Below are 21,173 nucleotides of genomic sequence, written 5' to 3' on the forward strand. Positions count from 1 at the left end.
TTCAAAATCTGCCTTTGGTGTTGTTCCAACTGTCTATCTCTGCTTCTCCACAAAATTTGAAAATCTTGGTAATAGTAATCCAATGAATCCATACTTAGATGTATCAATCAGTCCTTTTTTATCCAAGCGATCTCTGTATGTTGAGAACAAACTAGATGACATATTTATCTTATCTCTCAGTTCTTTAATTTTTATTTCCTCTTTACCTTCAAGCGCAAATAATACATTGCGGTCCGTATCAGACAACTCTGACCATATTTTTTGGTATACGTACTCTTCCAAATATTGCTCATATTCAGGTAAAATCTGTTTCAAGGTTTTTTCTGGATTCCTCCACTTAACATATCCCAAAACCTGATAAGCAAAGGCATACCCTTTGGTTTCATCAGCCATTTCCTTTGCAGATTTTTGGTCAATATCAAAAATAGATTTGTAACTATCTATGATTGCTCCAGTGTTTAATGGTAGCATGTGAATTTTAGGTGCGCGATACAAAAATGTTAATGATTTTTCATTTTGTAACTGGTAAATATTTTCATAAAGACCTGCCATTAGAATAAAAATGTCTAATTCTTTTCTAATATATATTTGGAAAGAATGGGCTAGGATTCTCAGAGATTTATTATTTGTGACCTCATCAAGTAATACTAGCACCTTTTTTCCTTCTTTTTTAAGAAGGGATAACATAGTCTCAATCGCTGTATCAATACTTGTAAACTGCTGCCCACCTTCTACACTTAATCCTATTCCAAAAAATGACAAATCAATTTTAGCTTTTGTAAATAGCACATGACTCTCTGGTAAATTATATAACTTAGCTGCAAGCTGCTCTAATAAATCAAGCTCGGGATTCAATTCCACAACAATCCATTTTTTATCTTCTGCCAATTCCTTTGCTATGCTTGTCATTAAAACCGTCTTTCCAGCTCCTCTGACCCCTGTAATCATATACATCATGCAATTAGCAGGCTCAGATGAAAAATTCTCAACAACCTCATTAGTCTGTTCTAATCTGGAAATATATGTTAGTGGCTGTTTTCCAAATGATAATGTAAATGGATTAGTCATTTTGAACTCGCTTTCTAATTCTTTCTATAACTTACTATAACTTTTTCTTCATTCTATAACTTTCTATAACTTTTGGCAACTATGTAGCACTCACATAACATCCAATTCGCTAAGTCATCGGCATGTCTAATAGGGAATTTGTAACCTCTAGGCATGATGGTAACAGTTTCATTATAGGAGAATTCTAAATCTAAGTTTCTCCCAAAGTAATGATCTTTGCTGTAATATGTTGCTGCAGTACACATAGGCCCCCTCCTTTTGTAGCCATTCCAACAAAGAAAAAAGCAAAGTTATAGGCAATGCTTGTTTATTTCATTCAGATTGCTTTTAACTTTGCTTTGATTTATTATCTTTCTATTTTTTCAAAGTCGGCCTTCGGATGCTTGCAAATAGGGCAGATAAAGTCATCTGGGAGCTCCTCTCCAACCCACTCGTATCCGCATATACGGCAGCGCCATATAGTCTCACCCTTTGGAGTGGTACCCACTGCTTCCGGCTTTGGCTTGATATTGTTTTGATAGTATTCATAGGTGCACGAAGATGCGTCCGCGAGGACCTCCATGGCTGTTGGCTCGCACAGGAACAATGTATGAGAGCCTAAATCAACAGTCTGCTTTACCGCTAATGAAAAATATGCATTTGTGCCAGCTGTAATGTAAGGAATTCCGTTGTCCGCCATCTTATAATTTGAAGATGGGTAATCCGCAAACTTGTCCACATCCCTACCGGACTGGAAACCAAAATGCTTGAATAGCTCAAAGCTGGCCTCCTGAGATATCACAGAGATGTTGCACTTGCCCGACTTCACAATCATATCATGAGTGAAGTTCGCCTTGTTGACAGCAATAGAAATGCAGTTAGGCTCCGATGCAACCTGAATGGCTGTGTTGATGACGCAGCCGTTCATTCGCTGCCCCTCAACCGCCGTGCAGACAAATAAACCATAAGATAGCTTGTACATTGCTTTTGTGTTCATATCTGACATTGGGATACCTCCTTTTACACTATAATAAAATATGTTTGTAATTATTTACATCGTTCCTGGAAGTGGACGACGTTTGGCTGTGAGCTCCTCCACGTCTATGCGCATCACAGTAACAATTGATATCATTCGCTCATCAAAGGCAAAGTCACTTCTACCTGTTTGGGTGCACATAAGGCTTTCCAGCGCCTTCATCTTTTCAGTAGAATCATCAATGATATGTACCCTTCCCGTACCCATTATACACTCATAAGCTGTTCCATGCTGGCAGGCTATGCGCCCTTCAAACGGCTGCACATTTCTTTCCATGGTAAAACAACAGTCTTGATTCTTTCTAATGATTTCCAACTTACGTCCGGTATTTCCGCTGTGGAGGTAGATAAGTAGTGACCGTCCTCCTCATCCTTAGTAATGCCATAATTAAGCGGAACCACATAAGGCTTACCTTCATCCACCAGTCCAAGATGCAGGTGCATACACGAGCGTAGGATTTCATCTATTTGGTTTGGGTCAGTTATTTCTCGTTCACGTTTGGTCATTATTATTTACTGAGCAGCCTCCTGCTGTACTTTATAAAAATAGCTAGCGCCGTAAACAGGATGCTCCGCAGGATCTATGTCCTAATCATACCTGTGAAAAAACAGTCACTAGCTATTAATTATTATATTTTATCGATTTGTTATTCGCAAGTCGCTACTCACGAATTATCTCCACCAACTCCCCAACCTCTGTTCTCGGATTGCAATTCGCAGATGGCCACTTTTCTCCTGCAAAATGTTTTTTCAATTTCGATGCATTTTTAACCGCCTCATCGGCCTTCTGCTCCAGAATTTGGTAGAAGTCAATATTTTTTGAATAATTAGGAATATATTTTCTTGGTTTCGATTCTTCTAACCACTTTCTAAGTTACATTACTTACTTAATTTATGAGCCCGATAAATCAGATTTATTTTTTCTCCCACATATATACAGTAAATCATCTTGAACGTCATCAAATCTCCACGTCTTTTGTACAGTAATTCCAAACCAGAAAATTAGTGCCTACTTTAGCAAAATCTTGAACCCACTCGCTTGAATATAATCATTTTAATTAATACTATATAACAGATTAAAAACGTTGCTACAATGATAACCATAATAATTATATCAATTATTACCATTTTCCGTTCCCCGTTTTTCCATCTTCTCTTATATACTTTTGTAAATCTATTTAGATTTTCCTTTACCAAGGTCATCCTGTTTCTAGTATCATCACATCGTTTATCACAATACTCGAGCAATTCTTTGCGTTTGCGACTAACATCCTGTGAAAATAATTCTACAAAAACGCATTTTATATAATCTAAATCTTTCTCTATATTGGGAATAATAAAGAAGGCACTAAATACCAACAAACCAGCATCAATGTACTGTATTTCGGATTGTGCTCCATCAACATATATGTGTATTCTGTAGCTAAGAATTGCAAACCATAAAATTGTAGCCACAGTATTAACCCATATTTTTCGTCTCTTATTATCTCTTTCAATAAAAGAAATATTTCCATAAATAACATATACGAGAGTAACAAAAATATATATTATAAGCATATATAAACTGTTATCGCCCGATTTTATAAGTTTATCTCCAAATGATTCAATACTAAAACCATAGAGAACAATTCCCAATACCGCTACGAATAGATGATGATTCTTGCAATATTCGGACAGCATTCCTGTAACTCCCGGACAGCGTTCCTATAACATTCGGACACGCAATCCTATAACACTCGGACAAGGTTCCTGAAACATCCGGACAAATGACATCGCAATTCTACTCACTTAGAATGTATGTAAATACATTCTAAGGAGGGTAATGAAATGAGGTGTCTACCAATGATGACTATTACTGAAATCCTTCGCTTGAAGGAAGAAATTCATCTAACTTGTCGTGAGATTGGAGAAGCAGCTGGCTGTTCAAAATCAACTGTTTCTGGAATTTTGTCACGCTGCAAAAAATGTGGGCTCACATACCAAGATGCTTTACAATTATCTCCTGCTAGAATTAATGAGCTCATTTATCCTGACGCTTTTGGGCGTAAGCAATCCAAAGAAGAACCTGATTGGGAGGTTTATCACAAGGAGTTACTGATAAATCCAAGAAGAAACCTCCAATACATTTGGCAGGAAGAATACCGTCCTGAGTATCCTGATGGATACAGTTACAGCAGATTCTGTGCCAAGTACAATGAGTGGAAAGACAACACTGGTAAAAATGTTGTCATGCCTCAGGAAAGAGAGCCAGGCAAGGAACTATTTATCGACTGGATTGGCGATACGCTTCCTTGTGTCGTGGATAACATCACAGGTGAAAAACATGAAGCTCATTTCTTTGTTACAACACTTGGTGACAGTTCGTATCCATTTGTTGAAGCTTTTCCTGATGAAACACAGCTTAACTGGAATCAGGCTCACATAGATGCCTTTGAGTGGTATGGTGGTTTGCCACGCATACTTGTTCCAGATAATTGCAAGACAGCTGTTGTGCATACAAACCTTTATGATCCAAAGATTAATGAGGCATACAATGCATTGGCTCGTCATTATCAGGTCGCTATTATTCCAGCAAGAGTGCGTAAGCCTCGTGATAAAGCCTCTGTTGAATCAGGTGTTGGCTGGCTTGAAACCTGGCTTCTTGAATGGCTTAAGGGACGAATCTATTACAGCTTTGAAGCTCTTAATCACGACATAAGAGAACGTGTCCTAGAGCTTGTTGAAGTGAAATTTAAGCATCGTCCTGGTTCAAGAAGAAGTAACTTTATTGCTATAGATAAGCCAGCACTCAGGCCATTACCACAGGACCGTTTTGAAGCCTTTACAACCAGAAAGGTTAGCAAGGTTCCAAACAATTATCATGTAAAATTTGCTGATTTTTATTATTCTGTTCCGTATAGCTACTATAAGCGTAGTGTTGTAATTCATGCCTACGCTAAAAAGATAGAAATCTTTGATGTAGTGGGTAATAGAATCGCTATTCATCAAAGAAGATATGCGGGTCAGCGCTACGTAACAAATACAGATCACATGCCAGCAAACCATCAAGCTATTGCTGAATTTAATGGTTTTAATGGCACTTACTATAAGCAAAAAGCTTTTAGGATAGGACCAAACACATTTAACTTTGTCGATAAGCTTATATCTTCTTATGAGTTTGAAGAGCAGGCTTATAAATCATGCATGGCTGTGATTAATTTCAGCCGTACATATGGTGATACTAGAGTTGAGAACGCTTGTGAAAAAGCACTTAGTCTTAACTCTGTCACATATACAACCCTGAAAAACATTCTAAAGAATGGTCAGGATTCGTTACCAATTAAGCAAAGCAGTTCCGATGCGGACACCCCAACTCCATACCATGAAAATCTCCGTATCGGAGAATGGATGTAAAGGAGGTGTACACCGTGAATTATCAAACTGCTGAACAATTATCAACAATGAAGCTGCATGCGATGCGTCTTGAGTATGCAAGACAAGATGAACTGCCGGCATCAGAAGACTTACCTTTTGATGAGCGATTTGCAATGATTATCACAGCTCAGTATGACGCAAGGCAGCGGGCAAAAACAGATAGGCTTATTAAGCTGGCTTCGCTAAGAGAACCTACAGCTATGCTTGAAAACATTGACTTTGATCCAATTAGAAAGATAAAAAAAGCTGATGTTGCAAGACTATCTGACTGCCAGTGGATTAAAAACGGTAACAACTTAATTATCACAGGCGCCACAGGAGTGGGTAAGACCTATTTGCTATCAGCTTTTGGCCGAGCTGCTTGTATTTTGGGCTATTCAGTTAGAAGTTATAGAACAACAAGGCTTCTAACCGATTTGACCATTGGTAAAGGTGACGGCTCATACAATAAGCTTATGCGTGACCTGGTAAAACCTGATTTATTAATCCTTGATGATTTTGGGATGAAACAAATGGATTTACCAATGACACAGGATTTCCTTGAAGTTGTAGAAGAACGTTACCATCATCAAAGAGCTATCGCTATTTCAGCACAGCTTCCAGTGAAGGAGTGGCCTTCGGTTTTCAAGGATCCAACTATTGCAGATGCGGTACTTGACAGAATCGTGCGAAATGCATATCGTTTCGACCTAAAAGGTCCATCAAGAAGACCTACGGTGGAACATCAGCCAGCTGACGCTGGAGGTGACAGTTCCAACGCAAACAATTATACTGAAGAAAAATAGATGTCATCTTGTCAACTTGGTACAGGAATCCTGTCCGGATGTTATTAGAACCGTTGTCCGGATAATACAGGAACCATTGTCCGAATGTTACAGGATGCTTGTACCAAATTGGCAAGAATAATCAGAATAGACAAAAATCTCCTAGCAGTATTTTTTTAATTTTATTTTTGACATTTTTATCATTTGTTAATATATATATATATATCACCAAGTTTAATATTTTATTTAAAACTAGCCTATCTTTATGCTCATAATTCAATATCTCTATTACAACAACTATCATGAAATATGTGATAAAAATATGCCAATAGATCTCTCCAAATGCACCTTCATAGTCTATAAGTAAACAAAAATAGAAGGATAGGAAAAAATCACATACTAATCCTATTCCAAACAATACCACAGCATCAATTATAAACTGTAATATTTTGCTCTTCATATTAAGACATAACCAATATCCTAATATTTTTTCAATACTCTCCATACTAAAAATATCAGGTCTATTCATTATGTAGCACTAATCCTCTAAATCCTAACTATTTAAACTCATCATGGCAAACACTTACGAACTTTATCTATACTTCCCTTGTTAGTGTAATACTCATTCGTTTTTGAAAGAAGTAAACGGTAAATAGGTTCTTTCCAGTCTTGGTTGAATTTAAAGTGTTAAAGTGAGATAATTATAGTTATCGGAGGATGGCTATGGAAACAATTATTAACGACTTGGACACTAATTATAAATTAATAAGATATAGAAATAAGGTAGATACAATAGTATTTGAAATAGCAAATAAAGCAACAGAGGCTAAATGTCCTTATTGCGGTGCTATTTCGAGTAGAGTACATTCTACATATCAAAGAGAAATACAAGACTTGCCAATTCAAAATAAAAAGGTAGTTTTATTGGTTTCAACCCGCAAATTTTTCTGTGACAATGATTTATGTAAGAGGAAAACCTTTTCTGAGATTCATAAGTTCGTTGGTAAGAATGCTAAGAAAACAACCAGATTAGAGGATAATATTCTTTATACATCCACACAATTGAGCTCGGTGGCAGCTTCTAAAATATTGAAATCAAATCATATTAATGTTTCGAAAAGCAGCATATGTGTGATGCTTAAAAAAAATGCCAGCACTTGTGGATAACTCTTCTGTTAGAAAAATTTGTGTTGATGACTTTGCTCTAAGAAAAAGATTTTCGTATGGAACGATGATGGTAGATTTGGAAAATCACAGAATCATCGATTTGATACCTACAAGAAATACGGAAGAAGTAAATAATTGGCTTTCGCAGTTTCCCAATATTGAGGTTATCTCAAGAGATGGTGCTCAAATATAAGCTAATGCTGCTAGAAAATCACATCCTAATATTGTACAGGTAAGTGACAGGTTTCATATAATAAAAGGGCTAACAGAAGCTGTTTCAAAATATTTGATAAGAGAGTTTCCCGCTAGAATACAAATACCTGCTTTGTCCATCAATGATGTTGAATATAGACAACATCTAGATATTAATAACAGATCGAAAAGGGTTGCATTTGCTCATCAAAAGCATGATGAAGAATTAACTGTAAATGAAATAGCTTTATTATTACATTCTTCAACTAAAACGGTTCAAAAGTATTTGAAATTTGAACCCGCTGAGATAGAAGACAGAATTATAATTAAAGAAAAACAACATTTATTGGCATTACAGCAAAAGCAGCAAGAGGTGGAAAATGCCAGAATGCTAGCTAAAAGTGGGGTTCCGATTGAAGAAATCTCTAAAGAGATGCATCATACATTTAAGACGATACAAAATTATTTGTCCCCTGATTATTCCGTTGAAAATGGGCATTACAATGTCAGAATTCCCGGTAAACTTGCACCATATGAAGCTGAAGTTATCAAGTTGAGAAGTGATGGCATGACATATCCTATAATTGCTGATTTATACGCTTCAGTAAAGGAATTATACGAAATTATTTACTCTAAGCATTCAGATAGACTAGATGCTTGGTTATCAAGACTGGAGGATTATAACATTCCTGAATTACAGACATATGTAAAATGGAATTAGAACAGATATAGATGCTGTAAAAAATGGAATTGATCTTCAGTATAATAATGGATTAGCAGTAGGCAGCGTTAATAAGATAAAGGTAATAAAGCGAGTGATGTATGGGAGAAACAGTTTTTAGTTGTTAAAGGCAAAAGTATTGTTGCAAGAGCAATTATACTATAAATTCAACTAAGTTTGGAAAGAACCGATTTACCGTTTACTTTACAACTAACAGGAAGTTGCTTAACAGCTGATATTGCATTAATATTACATATGTAACCACTTACGAGGATGATATATACAATTCAGGGGCATTCGCGCGCACCATGGACCGCTGGCCCGATGGCAACTACTATGCCCCTGAGATTAAGCTTGATGATTTTGAAAATTATGTATTAGCACGACTTAAGTGCATGGACGAATACATGGAGTCGCTTTAGTGGCGGCTCCTTTTTCAAGCCATATTATTTATTTTTCGAACTCCTGGATCTGCTTATCCATAACCTCGGCAACATTTTCTCCAGTCAAGTATGCTACAGACCACTCAACGATTTTCTCCATTGTAGTCTCAACATTCCATACAGGCTGCCAGCCGAATGTAGTCTTAAGCTTGCTACAGTCGAGCTTGAGGAAGTTTGCCTCGTGAGGACCGCCGTCATGCTTGTTTACCCAGGATGCCTTGTTGAGCGACTTACCAACAACGGCTGCATTCCACTTGTCACAGAAGAGCTGAACGAGCTCGCCTGTTGTCCAGCAATCGCTGTCATTAGGACCAACGTTGTAGCTGCTTGCAAGTGTCTTGTCCTCGTACTGAGCCGCTGCAATCATAAGATATGCCATAACTGGCTCGAGAACGTGCTCGTAAGGGCGAGTAGAATAAGGATTTCTAACAACGATTTCCTGTCCTGCGGACACAGCGCGGATGCAGTCAGGGATGATTCTGTCGTTTGCAAAATCGCCACCACCGATTACATTACCAGCACGGCAAGTAGAAACAGCTGGCGCATCGCAACCATAAACCTTCTGGTACTCCTCATCTGTGAAGAATGAGCGCTTGTAGCTTGAAGTAACAAGCTCAGAGCATGACTTTGAATTAGAGTATGGATCGAAGCCGTTGAGCTCCTCGTTCTCGCGGTAGCCCCACTGCCATTCCTTATTGAGATAAACCTTGTCAGTAGTAACGTTTACAAATGAACGAACACTCTTTGTTCGACGAACAGCCTCGCAAATGTTTACAGTTCCCATCACGTTTGTCTCGTATGTGTAAACTGGATCCTTGTAAGAATCACGAACAATTGGCTGCGCTGCCATGTGAATTACGATTTCAGGCTTAATCTCTTCGAACACCTTAAGAAGGTGATCTAAATCCCTGATATCTCCCTCGATGGAATTCATCTGGGCAGCAAGTCCGAGCATATCAAAAAGGCTTGGATCTGTAGGTGCCTTCAACGCATAACCTGTAACATCAGCACCGGTGTTGATAAGTGCCTTGCACATCCATGAGCCCTTGAAACCAGTATGACCTGTGATTAAAATTTTCTTTCCTTTGTAAAAATCTAAATTCATTTTATACACTCCATTTCTGTATAGTATTCTGGTTAATTACTTCGCTTTAAACGCCCAAAATTTATTAATAATGAAATTTAATGGTACACTAATGATCAAATTAATAATAGGAGCAATGAACTCTGAAATTCCTAAAAGCTGAACCCATAAAATCAACAAAATAGAGTTCAAAAACAATCCTGTAAATGAGTATGAAACGTAAGTCTTGGCAAGTGCCTTCCACATATTTCTGGTCTGACCTTCTTTCATCGTAAATACGAATTTGTTATTCCAATAAAACGACCAAAGAACACTAAGAACGAAAGCAACCACCTGTGCCACAAGATAATCAATCTTTGGCAACAATCCAGCCTTCTGCAATCCCAACAAAGTAACTGCATAAAGCACATATGATATTACCGTGTTGCTCACACCAACAATTCCAAATTTCACGAACTGAATGAATGCCTGATATTTTCCCTCCGACAGCTTAAGTCTAAAGACTTTGTAAATAAAAAAATGAATGATACTTTCTAACAAATTCCACATAACTAATCAAAATTAATCCTTTTCTCTTCTACTACAATAGGCCTGTTTATGGTTCTAGTGTTGATGTTTAGAATGTACTCTCCCATGAAGCCCATAAATACAAGCTGAATAGCGCCAAGGCCAAACATACCGATAACCAATGGAGCCATACCTACTGCAAAATCATCCCAATTAAGGAGCTTCATAACAAAATATACAATAGCTACAATAACATCAATGACACCGATACCGAAGCCAAGGAATGTCATCATGCGAAGACCTGACTTTGTGTAACTTGTAAATGAAAGCATAGCAGCATCATATAAAGTGTAGAAATTGTTGTGAGTCACACCAGCTCTACGCTGTGGCTGCTCATATTCAACTGTCTTAAGGTTGAAGCCTTCGCCATACTCTGCAACGATACCACGGATAAATGGCAATGGATCCTGAAGCTCACGAAGAAGCTTTACAAATGACTTATCATAAAGACCAAAACCTGTAAAATGCTCAATCATAGGAACTGATGACATTCTCTTGATTGTTCTGTAGTAAACAGATCTTAGGAAATAAACAAATCCATTTTCCTTGCTAGAAGCCTTAACGCCGCTGACAATCTTGTGTCCCTGCTCCCACTCGTGAACAAAAACAGGAATCATCTCAACAGGATCCTGGAAGTCGGCGCAAACTGGGATTACGCAATCACCATCAAGACTGCAAATGCCATGGAATGGAGAGTTAAACTGACCAAAGTTTGTTACATTGAAAATAGCTTTATGCTTCTTATTCTTGGCACAAACCTCCTCGATTAACTGACGTGTCTTGTCAGTAGAAGCATTATCTACATAACAAATTTCGTAATCATAATTAGGAAGCTTTTCCTGAATTTCCTTCTCGCATGCTTCGCCAATCTGAACAATATTTTCTTCCTCGTTGAAACAAGGAATCATTATACTAATTTTCTTCATTTATATAGCTCCTATCTATTCAATGCTACTTTCTACAAAAGCTTTTATTCCATCTTCAAATGAAATCTTAGGCTCCCAGCCTGTGTGAGCTTTTGTTTTGCTCATGTCTGGCTGAAGAGAAATAAAAGGATCTGGTCTGTTGCCATAATTAATTGTAGATTCTGATTTCAGAACTGTTTTTGCTTCCTCTACAAACTGCTTTAATGGCTTATAATCACCGTTTGCGATATTATATATCTCGCCAGCATGCCCTTTCTCACCTAATGCAACAATTAAATCCGCTGCATCTTTTACATGAAGATAATCCCAATTCTGCTCACAGCTGGACAAGCTCACCTCTTCGTTTGTACTAAGCTTTCTGAGCAAGTCTGGAAGCATTCTGCCAGATGGCTCGAAATCTCCATACAGGCTGAAAATTCTTCCCCAAACCCACTGGATTCCAAGCTGCTCTGCTCTTCTCTTGGTCAGGTACATTCCAGCTACCTTTGCAGCTCCATAAGCATTAACTGGAGCAGGCATAATATCCTCAGAAATCAATCCCGAACAAACTCCGTACTCTGCCTGCGATCCTATACCCACAAATCTTTTGCAATTTAACTTGGCTGCTGACTCGAGAGCCTTTATAGTGTATGTAATATTCGCATTCTGTCCTTCAAAATCATCTCTTCCACCAAACCATGCAAGGTGATAGAAAACATCGCAATCAACCGCAACCTTCTCTGCGATTTGATCAAAATCATCGCAATCCAATTCCACTGGATGAATATTTCCCGCAATGTCATTAAATCTTTCATTATGCTTTGAGCCTGGTCTGAGGATGGTGTACACATCATACCCCTTATCAAGCAAAGCCTTAGTCAAACTATAGCCAGCAAAACCTGCTGCACCTGTAACAACTACTTTCAATATAATCTCCAATCTGAAATGTTATTAAAGTAATTTCTTTTAGACAAAATTTAACAGCATTGAACTGAAGTTTAAAAATTTCAGTCCAACACTGTTATTATAATATACTAGCACAATTATAGTCCTTTGACCATTACTTTCCAACTATCTCATTATATCTGGCGCTAACCTTGCCCCAATCAAGCACCTCGAAGAATCAGTAATTTCTCGTTCTCGTTTTGCCATTTATAAACTAACTCCACATGAATTATGTATCAAAATCACAAGTGCTTATACTCTACATTTTAATTTTACCTATTTATTTTTTTTATCACACAACTGTGCTCTTTTGTCTTTCCATCATAATTAATACCACAAAGAATTATGTCATTATCAATATTTTCAAGCACTTTCGGATAATTTCCTCTCTCTATCTACTCGATAGCACCATCCGCACTTCCATCCATTTTTAATTCAATTAAAAGAGCAGGCAATCCTAAACCATCCTTTGGAATATATACAATGTCTGCATATCCATGTACTGATGGCAATTCCTCTATCTTTATATAACTGTTTACACAACTAATATAAGCAAACCTCACCACTGAACGTAATGCTTGCTCATCGTTATAAAACAATGGCGATACACCAAAAGTACCAGCATCGTGAGTGTCTTGAATCGCCCTTGCAACAGCATCTTCATCGCAATTAATGGTATCAACAATTAATTGATCTGAATTCAGGATTATTTTGTTAGTCACGTCATGACTTCCAACTTTAATTGTACTCAAAAACTCTCTTCGTATTTCTTCGTTTGGTATTCTTACAGTTTGTTTTGTAGTATTATATGCAAGATATCCCAAATGGATAAGCAGCGACAATACATCATCTTTTGTCCTGATTGATGTCATGTCATTTTGGAAAGTAGACGTATCAACAGGCATTTCATTTCCGCCAATCATCTGAATCAAATCTGCTTCCGATGAAATGAATCCTGTTATATCTAAATAGATAACATTGTACTTACCTAAATGCTTTTCAAACGAATCTTTTTTGAAATTTCATAATCAGATTTTGAAAATAGTTCTTTAGAATCAGAACAAGACTTATCATAGTATGCACTTAGCATTTTTGCCGCATAAGATTTTCCAAAACGGCGTGGTCTACTTATACAGGTAAGCTTGTCAGGTGTGTTGATTGTAGAATTCACTACGTCAATCAACCCCGTTTTATCCCTATATATGCCATTTATGATATTTTTAAAACCTTCATTTCCTGGATTTAAATATATGCCCATTTCTTGTTCCTTTTCCGCCAGTTATAGATAAAATACAATAAGCTGTGACTTACGCCGCAGCTCAATTATACACTATATTATATTCCAATGATACCATTCAAAAAGGTGTTCCAAGCCCAGATTGTAACCGACATACGTAATGGGCTGGCACCAATGGTATATATCCTCCCCTTAGTTATCGGCATTTCGAAAGCTGTCTCTGTAAAACCTCGCTTGCCTCCTGCTTCTCTCCTTCTATTCCAGAACAAATATCATACCCAATCTTTTTATATGCTTTTAATCGCGAAATATAAACATCCTGTCTACCTCTGCTTCTCCACAAAGTTCGAAAACCTTGGCAGTAACAATCCAATGAATCCATACTTGGATGTATCAATTAACCCCTTTTTTTCTAGACGGTCCCTGTATGTTGAAAATAAGCTTGAAGACATATTTATCTTATCTCTCAAATCCTTTATTTTCATTTCCTCTTTACCTTCGAGAGCAAATAATACATTACGATCCGTATCAGACAGTTCTGACCATATCTTTTGGTATACGTACTCTTCCAAGTATTGCATCAGCCATTTCCTTAGCAGATTTCTGATCAATATCGAAAATCGATTTGTAACTATCTATAATGGCTCCTGTGTTTAATGGAAGCATATGAATTTTAGGAGCGCGATACAAAAAAGTTAATGATTTTTCATTTTGTAACTGGTATATATTTTCATAAAGACCTGTCATAAGAATGAATATATCTAATTCTTTCCTAATATATATCTGGAAAGAATGTGCAAGGATTCTCATAGATTTATTATTTGTCACCTCATCAAGCAAAACCAACACTTTTTTCCCTTGCTTTCCAAATTATAATGTGAATGGGTTAGTCATTTTGAACTCCTTCTCATATTTCTTCTATAACTTTCTATAATTTTTTCTTCATTCTATAACTTTTGACAACTATAAAAATAAAATAGATATCATTATACATTATTATCTACCAAGGATTTCTGTACTTGGTCTCTTCCCTCGGTATATCCGTCCAAATGGAACTTATATTATGTATTCGACAATAATCTCCTACCTCTTTGCCAAAATAAAATTCTGTCTTATCAAAATTATGAGCCCTATTTCCATCACTTGTATGGTCATTCCAGCCTTTAAAGTATATCTTGTATGCTTCATCAACATGTCTGCACTTGATATAATCACGCATAACACCATAATCTATCCTTATTCCAGATGAGCAGCTGGGTGTATTCTCGGCAAGAAGCATAAGAAGCTTATTCGAGGTGAATCCATCTCCTTTGTATGAAAGATTTAACGCTCTACAAAACTGAACATACTGTTCATCAGTTATTTCAGCAACATATTCTCCCGCACTGTTTTTCTCAATATTAACTACAAAGCCAAAATTTAACATATGCACTCCCACTAGAAGTTCATAATGCACATTGCAAATACAAAAAACACAATCAATCTTCTGTTTAGCGTAATTAAATGAAAAGTGTTCTTTTTCTACTTTATTCTTCTCCATGTCAGGTACTAAGTATTTTAAATTTGGAAATTTTAGTTTACTCAAGTAGTCTTCCCTCCCTTTTACATATATAATAGTTATCTAATTACACAAAAAGCCAACCAGCATATGCTGATCAGCTTTTTCACTACTTCATACTAGCTTCTTTGTAGTACTCCAAAACATTTATAAACGGAATAACTATTTTTCCACTGTTTAATACATTTCCTGATATAGCTTCAATCTTACCCCTTGCTATACTTACAAGCGCAGCTGCACCGTTAACCATGACCAGTTGTTCAAATTGTTCTTCATCTATATCTCCTGATGGTACAAACGCACCCTCAAGTGCTATTTCCATATGACATTTTTGTTCTTCTGAGTTGATTAAATCAATTTTAAACTCTATCTCAATTTGCCCCATTAGACCGTCTTCATCTTTTTCAAATCGAGGTTTATTAATACAAAAATCAATTCTCTTTTCTTTAGCATCTGCAAAGTTAACCAAAGAATTCTTTATCACAAGCTTATTTATATTATTCCCTAACAGTTCAATCCCTGCTGTAATCTCATTTAAATTCATTATGCAATCCCCTCTGTAAGTACCATATCCTTAGGTACTCTGAATCTCATAATATTATTTAGGTTCTCTGCTTCCCATTTATCAACAGTATATTCTGCCTTCGTGTTTTCTGAATATATGTCAACATTACACTCTAAACCCAATTTCGCACAAATTTCATTCAACGACTTAATAGTAAAATTATAATCGCGGCTCTCCCATTTAGAAACCATTCCCTGGGTAACCCCCATAAAATCTGCAAATTCCTTTTGTGTCATTCCTCTGTCTAATCGAGCCAACTCTATCTTCGCTGATATTCTAGCCAATTCAACAATTATTTTTACTTCCTGCTCTTCAAATCCATCTGTAACCCATGTAGTCTTCTTAGCATTAGCAATCTTATCTTTTAAACTCATAGCTTCCTCCATTTAACCCCTGTCATTATTCCTCTAGCTCATCCAATCTCTTATTTGATAGATTAATTCCTCTTCTATAGTCAGAATCATTTTTCTCAAGAAACGCGTGAAGTAAGATAATATCCCCATCCACAATAGTATAAAGAACTCTAACATTCTTCTTAGTTTTAGGGTGCCTGATAGAATACAAATACTTCTCACCCGTTAGTTTCTCATACTGTGGAAGTCTAATAGCACCTTCCAACTCAACACTTAATACCGACAGGTCCTCCATCAATTTTTTCTGATATCTCTTCCATGGCGGTTTATTTTTCCATGCCTCATTGACAGCGTTAGAGAATTCTTTCTCTAGCATAGGAACAGCAAAAATATTGTCCTCAGCATCCTCTTTTGATAGCAGATTAATTCTTCCGTAATCTTGTTATCAATCTATTTGTATCTACTACATAAATACAAACAGCAAAACGCTATAAACGCACTCAGTAGAGTTCCTATTAAATATTTCTCAGCAAATTCTTGTTCTTCAAGCTGTTTAAAGCGCGCCAAACTCTTAGCTGTTAGTACAAATCCAATTGCCCCATACTGACCTAATAAACCAAGCACCAAAATTATTTCTCTTTCAAGTACACCAATCCAGTATCCTACTCTTATATTTTCTTTGGGCTCATTATTTTTGTTTTTCTGCACTTTATTCTTATCTTCTTTTTTACTACTCTCTTTCCAATTAGTTTTTGATAAAAATATAGATTCAAAGATTATAGACACGAAAACCTGCTAAGAAAAGTCAAGCGTAAATTGCTTTTCCCAGCAGGTTTTCTTTTTGCCCTATTCTTATTATTTTTGTGCACACTAAAAAGGCTGACTTTCATCAGCCAATAATAAGCTGTATTTTCTACTTTTTATGCTTTGTAAACTTCGCTTACACGAGCGTAGTAAATTCGCAGAAACTTATTTAGTCCTGCTATCTTAGCCTGACGTTTAGATTTCCCTTCGGCCTCTTTCTTTAGAATAAACCGGTATACCGCATCATCCTCTGGAGCTTTGTGCGTTTTTAAAACTCTCATTGTCTCATAACCAATCTTGCGCAGTAGCTTTGAACCACGTTTGCTAATCTTTCGATTAGTTCCCACAAATTGGCCGGACTCATATGGCGGTGCATCTATACCTGCAAATGCAATAAGCGCCTTACCACTATGAAATCTTCTTATATCGCCTATCTCCGCAATCAGTTTAGGTGCCAAGACATCCCCAACACCTCCCATCGCTCGTACAGTTTCATATTCAGGAAGTGTCTTTGCCAGTTCTTTCATTCGTGTTATTATCTTCAGTAAGGTACTGTCGATTTCTCGAAGTACCCTTACTGCTTCCAATACCAGCATTTTGGTCGATGGGGTATTGGCAGGCAATGTCGGGATACCATCAGATGCAAGATCATAAAGCGTAGCTGCTTTTGATCGGTTCTGGTGGTATTTCTTTTCGGCAGCCCAGGAAATATAATCCTCAATAAAATCTTCTTTGGTCATCGCCGTTATATTATCGAAATGCCAGTACCTCTCTACGAAATCACTTAGTTTGTCCTTCCCGCTGCTCTCATTCCAACTGTGAAACTCCTTCTTTACTCCTGGCATTGTATAATCCAGCATATGCGTTAATTCAAGCAGTGCCTTTACGTGAAGCTCCATGTAATGGCAATACTGCCTTCCCAAAAGCTTTAGTTCTGAGTACACATCATCACTTCCTTGATGGTTTTCCAAGCGATACCAGTTATCAATTCCATAGTTCGCGATAGTGATTGAATCCTGCTTATCGGTCTTTACTCTTCTAAGCCCTCTGGATGCATACTCCTTCATTTCAAAAGGATTGATCACAGTCACAAAAAAGTTCTGGTCTTGAAGCGCTGACAACATTGGCAAATGATATATGCCGGTTGCCTCCATAACTATACGAATTTCTCCATCCAGCCGCTGAATCATTTGAATCAGATTCTTCAACTCACTCTCTGTGTGCATTACCTCAAATGGGCTTGCGACAATCTCTCCATAAGGTTTCAGTATACACACTGTACTTTTCTCCTTTGAAACATCAATACCTACGCTGATCATACATAACCTCCTATACTTGAATTAGTAATTGTTTACCACCCACACTTATTACCATTCATTTTAGTTGGTTACACGGGAGCTTATCCCTACCTGCTTAAGCGAATACTTATAATAAGGGGTTGGTTGACAGTTTTTGTTGCCGGATGTGATAATCCAAAAAGCGGCTCGCCATACCAATTACTCCCCTTATTATAAAAAAATAAGTGCAGATGTCAGAGTTAATTACTCTCTAACAACTACACTTTTATGGTACTAGATTATAGACACGAAAATAGCGGCCGGTTTCCAGCAAACTAAAATTGCTGTTATTGCCACTATTTCAATTTTTTCTAAATACTTATACACCCATGATGTATCCTGTATATTGATACCCAAAATACGCAACAAAATCACTAGTAATAGCAGATGAATTACCTGATCTCCCAGAAATATTATCCCTGCATATCTTCCTCTTTTATCCAACATACTTTTTATCTTATCAACTGCTAAATGTGTTAAAAATAAGAGTATCGAAAATACCAAATATGATTCAATTTTATTATTCCCAATGACTACTACAGCCATAATTACTGGAATACAATATAAAAAACTATGTAGAATTAATAATCCCAGATGTTCTTTTTTCTTTTCCGCTATGAACTTAGTTTGTAAATAAAAATCACCAATAATGTGACCTAATACGATTAATTCCATTATTATGCATACCTTTCTTTTAAGTATTGTAATGCAACACAATCAAGTTCTCGAATTTTTAAAACATTACCTCTCTTCATAACAGTTGCTGCATTTTGCCTTGAGCTTTGCAAAATATCTGCTATGACTGCGGGCTGAGTGCTTCTCGAAATCATATACTCACACTCCACGCCTTTTTTTTCAATATTTATAGGATTAACAAGTGCCATTAGATTTTTTTCTATGCTCCCCACTTCAAATTTCTGTTTTGTACTATTAAATCCAGCATATGTAGGACGTTGACGCATTTTCACTATTTCCGCTTTTATTGTGATTATATCACTTATACCATCAAGAAATCCTTGATACACGCTGTCATATACGGTAAAAGGAAATATTAATTCATTGAGCACTTGTACATAGTTTTGCATAGGCATTTGTTGTCGCTTTAATTGCAATGATGCGTTCATAAGGTGATTAGCCAAATTATCGTACTCTCCTGAATATATTCTTATATTGCTTAGCTGAGAATTATACACATCTTCTATTGCCCACCTAGCGTTATGGTATGCCGGACCATCCTGTTGCGTAGACATTCCATTTTCTATTTTTATTGTCCACTCGCCAACGCCTATACCAGCTCTTAACTTTACTGGATGCATTAAAATCTCTAATAACCTAAAATACATATATGCTGAAACCACATCTACAAATAACCCTTGAAGGGAATCGCCTGCACTAAATGTTACGCGAAATTCTTCTGACTCACAAAACATTCTGTTTAGTATTTCAGTATAGTCCATCAAGATTTTTTGTATTCCTGTTCTATCCTTTACACCATATCCTCTCGATTTTTCTATATCTATTATTAGTGATGCGTATTCTATCATTTTTTACCACTCTCCTTTACACCATCATAGTATAATAAATGCGTGCATTATGCAATCGTTTTTGTTTGCACTTCGATTCTGCAAATAAATTTGTTTGCACTTTAGTTTTGCAAACAAAAACAGTTGCCAATTACAGCAACTGTTTTTTTCACTTATAAAAGGTTCAAAGTATCCCTGTATTCTTTCACCAGGTTCATAAACCTTTCCCTGCTGTTCTTTTAAGAACTTTGCAAGTTTTTCAATCTTGACTTCAACCTGCTCGGTTTCTGCAGCAAGCTTTCCATTACCATGATAGATACGCCATTTACATCATCTCCCTAAGAATTGTTCCAGCTACATTATTGCCAGTTCTATTATCACTAGGTGTTTTCGCTATAGTAGTCATATACCTTGAATCTCCAAAGTATATAAGTTTTATATGCTTACCATCTTCTTTTACTTCAAATCCAATTGCCTCCAGCTCTTTCTTCATAGTTCCATTAACAGATTTGTATCCCTTGAAAATTTCTTTTACTTTTTGCTTACGTTTTTCGAGTTCACCATCTTGTTCATTTTGAGAAATAATATCCTTAATCACATCTGCTTTTCTAGTTTTTGATTCTAGATTATCAAGGCTTTCACTCAAGCATTCCAATATAATTTCACTAATTTCTCCTTCAAAGAAATCCTGTTCATTACCCTGAAAAAGCACTGCTTTCTCCTTTTTTTTCTGTGACTTTAGCTGATAATCTTGCATTTTCTTCCTCAAGTAAAAGGTTTCTATTTGTAAGCTCCTTTATTCTAGCTGTCAGCTCATCAATTTCATTACCAAATTCAGAATATACAATCTCTACTTCGTTCTGCGCTTTTGTCTTATCTGAAATGGCGATATTATATTGTTCGTTGGTTCTTTCGATTATGTCATTAAGCATACTATTCTTAACACCTTGCCAGGTCAAAATAGAGTCCACCATCTGTAAATTACTGTATTGCATAACATAATCAACGATTTTATCCATCAATATTTCTGGATGTCCGCCTTCCACATACTTACATCTTTTATGTCCTAGTTTTTGACTTGGATAATAAACACCAATAGATCCATATGTCTCATTTCTATGTGCACATTTTTTGTTTAACAGATGATTAATCGATACATCCCCTTGGACAATTACATGTGCCACTCCTTTTAGTACATATGATAATCTCCCAACATCAATTGGCGTTCTGTTCTGCCTTGTTTTAGAAACATATATTATTGGTAACTCATATTTTCTTCTACCATTTATCAAATCAACGAGTATGTCACTATTTCTTTTGTTAAGGATATATGGTTCTACAGATACGCGCATATTGTTATCATCTGCCACATACCCCCTGGAAATCAATAAGAAAATAAATTGCGGCGTACTAAAATCATCATTTGTTATCACTACATCTTCGTTATAGCTACGATCTAAACGAATTGACATTTTCATTTTTTTATAATCAAAAACATAATCCGTATCCCAT

Annotated in this window: 28 protein-coding genes and 1 pseudogene; 4 read left to right on the forward strand and 25 right to left on the reverse strand. The window is 36.6% G+C overall.

The window, feature by feature from the left end:
* Positions 1-33: 33 nt before the first annotated feature.
* The 6 genes from FXF36_RS15200 to FXF36_RS15225 form a co-directional block, all read right to left on the reverse strand.
* On the reverse strand, positions 34-1,068 hold the full coding sequence (locus tag FXF36_RS15200) for a DUF8462 domain-containing protein (RefSeq protein WP_151625552.1): 1,035 nt from the start codon (positions 1,066-1,068) through the stop codon (positions 34-36).
* A 53-nt stretch (positions 1,069-1,121) separates the two neighbouring features.
* Entirely contained in the window at positions 1,122-1,313 is a 192-nt protein-coding gene (locus tag FXF36_RS17030; protein WP_151625554.1) for a linear amide C-N hydrolase, read from the reverse strand.
* A gap of 101 nt (positions 1,314-1,414) precedes the next feature.
* Positions 1,415-2,044, reverse strand: coding sequence for a flavin reductase (locus tag FXF36_RS15210; protein WP_151625840.1), 630 nt, complete (start codon positions 2,042-2,044; stop codon positions 1,415-1,417).
* Between the two features lie 54 nt (positions 2,045-2,098).
* Positions 2,099-2,398 (reverse strand): pyridoxamine 5'-phosphate oxidase family protein, encoded by a 300-nt coding sequence (locus FXF36_RS16665; protein WP_243143535.1) that lies wholly within the window; start codon positions 2,396-2,398, stop codon positions 2,099-2,101.
* Positions 2,323-2,589: a pyridoxamine 5'-phosphate oxidase family protein gene (locus tag FXF36_RS16670; protein ID WP_243143536.1), complete on the reverse strand. Its 267-nt coding sequence runs from the start codon at positions 2,587-2,589 to the stop codon at positions 2,323-2,325. Before FXF36_RS16670 ends, FXF36_RS16665 begins: the two co-directional genes overlap by 76 nt.
* A gap of 507 nt (positions 2,590-3,096) precedes the next feature.
* Positions 3,097-3,762 carry a hypothetical protein gene (locus FXF36_RS15225; RefSeq protein WP_151625556.1) on the reverse strand — a complete coding sequence of 222 codons (666 nt, stop codon included), beginning with the start codon at positions 3,760-3,762 and terminating at the stop codon, positions 3,097-3,099.
* 147 nt (positions 3,763-3,909) lie between these two features.
* Here FXF36_RS15225 and istA point away from each other — a divergent pair, with 147 nt between their 5' ends.
* Entirely contained in the window at positions 3,910-5,475 is a 1,566-nt protein-coding gene (gene istA, locus FXF36_RS15230; protein WP_151625558.1) for an IS21 family transposase, read from the forward strand.
* 14 nt (positions 5,476-5,489) lie between these two features.
* Positions 5,490-6,281, forward strand: coding sequence for an IS21-like element helper ATPase IstB (gene istB / locus FXF36_RS15235; RefSeq protein ID WP_167511419.1), 792 nt, complete (start codon positions 5,490-5,492; stop codon positions 6,279-6,281).
* 121 nt (positions 6,282-6,402) lie between these two features.
* On the opposite strand, the gene FXF36_RS15240 is transcribed toward istB, so the two are convergent.
* A complete protein-coding gene (locus tag FXF36_RS15240; protein ID WP_167511420.1) occupies positions 6,403-6,789 on the reverse strand; it encodes a hypothetical protein in 387 nt (128 codons plus the stop codon).
* 194 nt (positions 6,790-6,983) lie between these two features.
* On the opposite strand from FXF36_RS15240, the gene FXF36_RS16675 reads away from it, so the two are divergent.
* Complete coding sequence (locus tag FXF36_RS16675; RefSeq protein WP_243143537.1) at positions 6,984-7,427, forward strand: transposase family protein; 444 nt, start codon at positions 6,984-6,986, stop codon at positions 7,425-7,427.
* A pseudogene (locus tag FXF36_RS15245) lies at positions 7,408-8,340 on the forward strand (ISL3 family transposase). The gene FXF36_RS16675 and the pseudogene FXF36_RS15245 overlap by 20 nt, the downstream one beginning before the upstream one ends.
* 450 nt (positions 8,341-8,790) lie before the next feature.
* Here FXF36_RS15245 and rfbG read toward each other — a convergent pair.
* The 18 genes from rfbG to FXF36_RS15330 form a co-directional block, all read right to left on the reverse strand.
* Positions 8,791-9,888, reverse strand: a complete 1,098-nt coding sequence (gene rfbG, locus FXF36_RS15250) for a CDP-glucose 4,6-dehydratase (protein WP_151625564.1) — start codon at positions 9,886-9,888, stop codon at positions 8,791-8,793.
* A gap of 36 nt (positions 9,889-9,924) precedes the next feature.
* Positions 9,925-10,416, reverse strand: a complete 492-nt coding sequence (locus tag FXF36_RS15255) for a GtrA family protein (RefSeq protein WP_151625566.1) — start codon at positions 10,414-10,416, stop codon at positions 9,925-9,927.
* Positions 10,417-10,418: 2 nt separating this feature from the next.
* A complete protein-coding gene (locus tag FXF36_RS15260; RefSeq protein WP_151625568.1) occupies positions 10,419-11,360 on the reverse strand; it encodes a glycosyltransferase family 2 protein in 942 nt (313 codons plus the stop codon).
* Positions 11,361-11,375: 15 nt separating this feature from the next.
* Positions 11,376-12,266, reverse strand: a complete 891-nt coding sequence (locus FXF36_RS15265; protein WP_167511421.1) for an NAD-dependent epimerase/dehydratase family protein — start codon at positions 12,264-12,266, stop codon at positions 11,376-11,378.
* A 413-nt stretch (positions 12,267-12,679) separates the two neighbouring features.
* On the reverse strand, positions 12,680-13,207 hold the full coding sequence (locus tag FXF36_RS16680; protein WP_243143538.1) for a hypothetical protein: 528 nt from the start codon (positions 13,205-13,207) through the stop codon (positions 12,680-12,682).
* 65 nt (positions 13,208-13,272) lie between these two features.
* Complete coding sequence (locus FXF36_RS16685) at positions 13,273-13,542, reverse strand: AAA family ATPase (RefSeq protein WP_243143539.1); 270 nt, start codon at positions 13,540-13,542, stop codon at positions 13,273-13,275.
* A gap of 302 nt (positions 13,543-13,844) precedes the next feature.
* Complete coding sequence (locus FXF36_RS17035) at positions 13,845-14,102, reverse strand: winged helix-turn-helix domain-containing protein (RefSeq protein WP_151625572.1); 258 nt, start codon at positions 14,100-14,102, stop codon at positions 13,845-13,847.
* The gene (locus tag FXF36_RS16425) at positions 14,050-14,349 is read right to left on the reverse strand and encodes a hypothetical protein (RefSeq protein ID WP_167511235.1); all 300 of its coding nucleotides are present in this window, start codon (positions 14,347-14,349) and stop codon (positions 14,050-14,052) included. The genes FXF36_RS17035 and FXF36_RS16425 overlap by 53 nt, the downstream gene beginning before the upstream one ends.
* Before the next feature lie 172 nt (positions 14,350-14,521).
* On the reverse strand, positions 14,522-15,106 hold the full coding sequence (locus FXF36_RS15285) for a DUF6037 family protein (RefSeq protein ID WP_151625575.1): 585 nt from the start codon (positions 15,104-15,106) through the stop codon (positions 14,522-14,524).
* Between the two features lie 82 nt (positions 15,107-15,188).
* Entirely contained in the window at positions 15,189-15,623 is a 435-nt protein-coding gene (locus FXF36_RS15290; RefSeq protein ID WP_151625577.1) for a hypothetical protein, read from the reverse strand.
* The gene (gene relB / locus FXF36_RS15295; protein ID WP_167511423.1) at positions 15,623-16,018 is read right to left on the reverse strand and encodes a type II toxin-antitoxin system RelB family anti-toxin; all 396 of its coding nucleotides are present in this window, start codon (positions 16,016-16,018) and stop codon (positions 15,623-15,625) included. The genes FXF36_RS15290 and relB overlap by 1 nt, the downstream gene beginning before the upstream one ends.
* Positions 16,019-16,043: 25 nt before the next feature.
* On the reverse strand, positions 16,044-16,373 hold the full coding sequence (locus tag FXF36_RS15300; protein ID WP_151625581.1) for a hypothetical protein: 330 nt from the start codon (positions 16,371-16,373) through the stop codon (positions 16,044-16,046).
* Positions 16,374-16,447: 74 nt separating this feature from the next.
* On the reverse strand, positions 16,448-16,783 hold the full coding sequence (locus tag FXF36_RS15305) for a hypothetical protein (protein WP_202880050.1): 336 nt from the start codon (positions 16,781-16,783) through the stop codon (positions 16,448-16,450).
* A gap of 134 nt (positions 16,784-16,917) precedes the next feature.
* Positions 16,918-18,120: an IS110 family RNA-guided transposase gene (locus tag FXF36_RS15310; protein ID WP_151623496.1), complete on the reverse strand. Its 1,203-nt coding sequence runs from the start codon at positions 18,118-18,120 to the stop codon at positions 16,918-16,920.
* 252 nt (positions 18,121-18,372) lie between these two features.
* Positions 18,373-18,813 (reverse strand): DUF3307 domain-containing protein, encoded by a 441-nt coding sequence (locus FXF36_RS15315; RefSeq protein ID WP_151625583.1) that lies wholly within the window; start codon positions 18,811-18,813, stop codon positions 18,373-18,375.
* Between the two features lie 2 nt (positions 18,814-18,815).
* Complete coding sequence (locus FXF36_RS15320) at positions 18,816-19,682, reverse strand: SatD family protein (protein WP_151625585.1); 867 nt, start codon at positions 19,680-19,682, stop codon at positions 18,816-18,818.
* A 304-nt stretch (positions 19,683-19,986) separates the two neighbouring features.
* Positions 19,987-20,373 (reverse strand): hypothetical protein, encoded by a 387-nt coding sequence (locus tag FXF36_RS15325; RefSeq protein WP_167511424.1) that lies wholly within the window; start codon positions 20,371-20,373, stop codon positions 19,987-19,989.
* A complete protein-coding gene (locus tag FXF36_RS15330) occupies positions 20,357-21,031 on the reverse strand; it encodes a hypothetical protein (protein ID WP_151625589.1) in 675 nt (224 codons plus the stop codon). The genes FXF36_RS15325 and FXF36_RS15330 overlap by 17 nt, the downstream gene beginning before the upstream one ends.
* Positions 21,032-21,173 lie beyond the last annotated feature (142 nt).

Source organism: Pseudobutyrivibrio xylanivorans, assembly GCF_008935055.1.
GTDB lineage: Bacteria > Bacillota > Clostridia > Lachnospirales > Lachnospiraceae > Pseudobutyrivibrio > Pseudobutyrivibrio xylanivorans_A.

Coding starts and splice junctions, on each gene's coding strand:
- FXF36_RS15200 (WP_151625552.1), bottom strand. CDS start 1,068: ATGACTAATCCATTTACATTATCATTTGGAAAACAGCCACTAACATAT.
- FXF36_RS17030 (WP_151625554.1), bottom strand. CDS start 1,313: ATGTGTACTGCAGCAACATATTACAGCAAAGATCATTACTTTGGGAGA.
- FXF36_RS15210 (WP_151625840.1), bottom strand. CDS start 2,044: ATGAACACAAAAGCAATGTACAAGCTATCTTATGGTTTATTTGTCTGC.
- FXF36_RS16670 (WP_243143536.1), bottom strand. CDS start 2,589: ATGACCAAACGTGAACGAGAAATAACTGACCCAAACCAAATAGATGAA.
- FXF36_RS15225 (WP_151625556.1), bottom strand. CDS start 3,762: ATGCTGTCCGAATATTGCAAGAATCATCATCTATTCGTAGCGGTATTG.
- istA (WP_151625558.1), top strand. CDS start 3,910: ATGAGGTGTCTACCAATGATGACTATTACTGAAATCCTTCGCTTGAAG.
- FXF36_RS15240 (WP_167511420.1), bottom strand. CDS start 6,789: ATGAATAGACCTGATATTTTTAGTATGGAGAGTATTGAAAAAATATTA.
- FXF36_RS16675 (WP_243143537.1), top strand. CDS start 6,984: ATGGAAACAATTATTAACGACTTGGACACTAATTATAAATTAATAAGA.
- rfbG (WP_151625564.1), bottom strand. CDS start 9,888: ATGAATTTAGATTTTTACAAAGGAAAGAAAATTTTAATCACAGGTCAT.
- FXF36_RS15255 (WP_151625566.1), bottom strand. CDS start 10,416: ATGTGGAATTTGTTAGAAAGTATCATTCATTTTTTTATTTACAAAGTC.
- FXF36_RS15260 (WP_151625568.1), bottom strand. CDS start 11,360: ATGAAGAAAATTAGTATAATGATTCCTTGTTTCAACGAGGAAGAAAAT.
- FXF36_RS16680 (WP_243143538.1), bottom strand. CDS start 13,207: ATGATTGGCGGAAATGAAATGCCTGTTGATACGTCTACTTTCCAAAAT.
- FXF36_RS16685 (WP_243143539.1), bottom strand. CDS start 13,542: ATGGGCATATATTTAAATCCAGGAAATGAAGGTTTTAAAAATATCATA.
- FXF36_RS17035 (WP_151625572.1), bottom strand. CDS start 14,102: ATGCAATACTTGGAAGAGTACGTATACCAAAAGATATGGTCAGAACTG.
- FXF36_RS15290 (WP_151625577.1), bottom strand. CDS start 15,623: ATGAATTTAAATGAGATTACAGCAGGGATTGAACTGTTAGGGAATAAT.
- relB (WP_167511423.1), bottom strand. CDS start 16,018: ATGAGTTTAAAAGATAAGATTGCTAATGCTAAGAAGACTACATGGGTT.
- FXF36_RS15300 (WP_151625581.1), bottom strand. CDS start 16,373: ATGCTAGAGAAAGAATTCTCTAACGCTGTCAATGAGGCATGGAAAAAT.
- FXF36_RS15310 (WP_151623496.1), bottom strand. CDS start 18,120: ATGATCAGCGTAGGTATTGATGTTTCAAAGGAGAAAAGTACAGTGTGT.
- FXF36_RS15315 (WP_151625583.1), bottom strand. CDS start 18,813: ATGGAATTAATCGTATTAGGTCACATTATTGGTGATTTTTATTTACAA.
- FXF36_RS15320 (WP_151625585.1), bottom strand. CDS start 19,682: ATGATAGAATACGCATCACTAATAATAGATATAGAAAAATCGAGAGGA.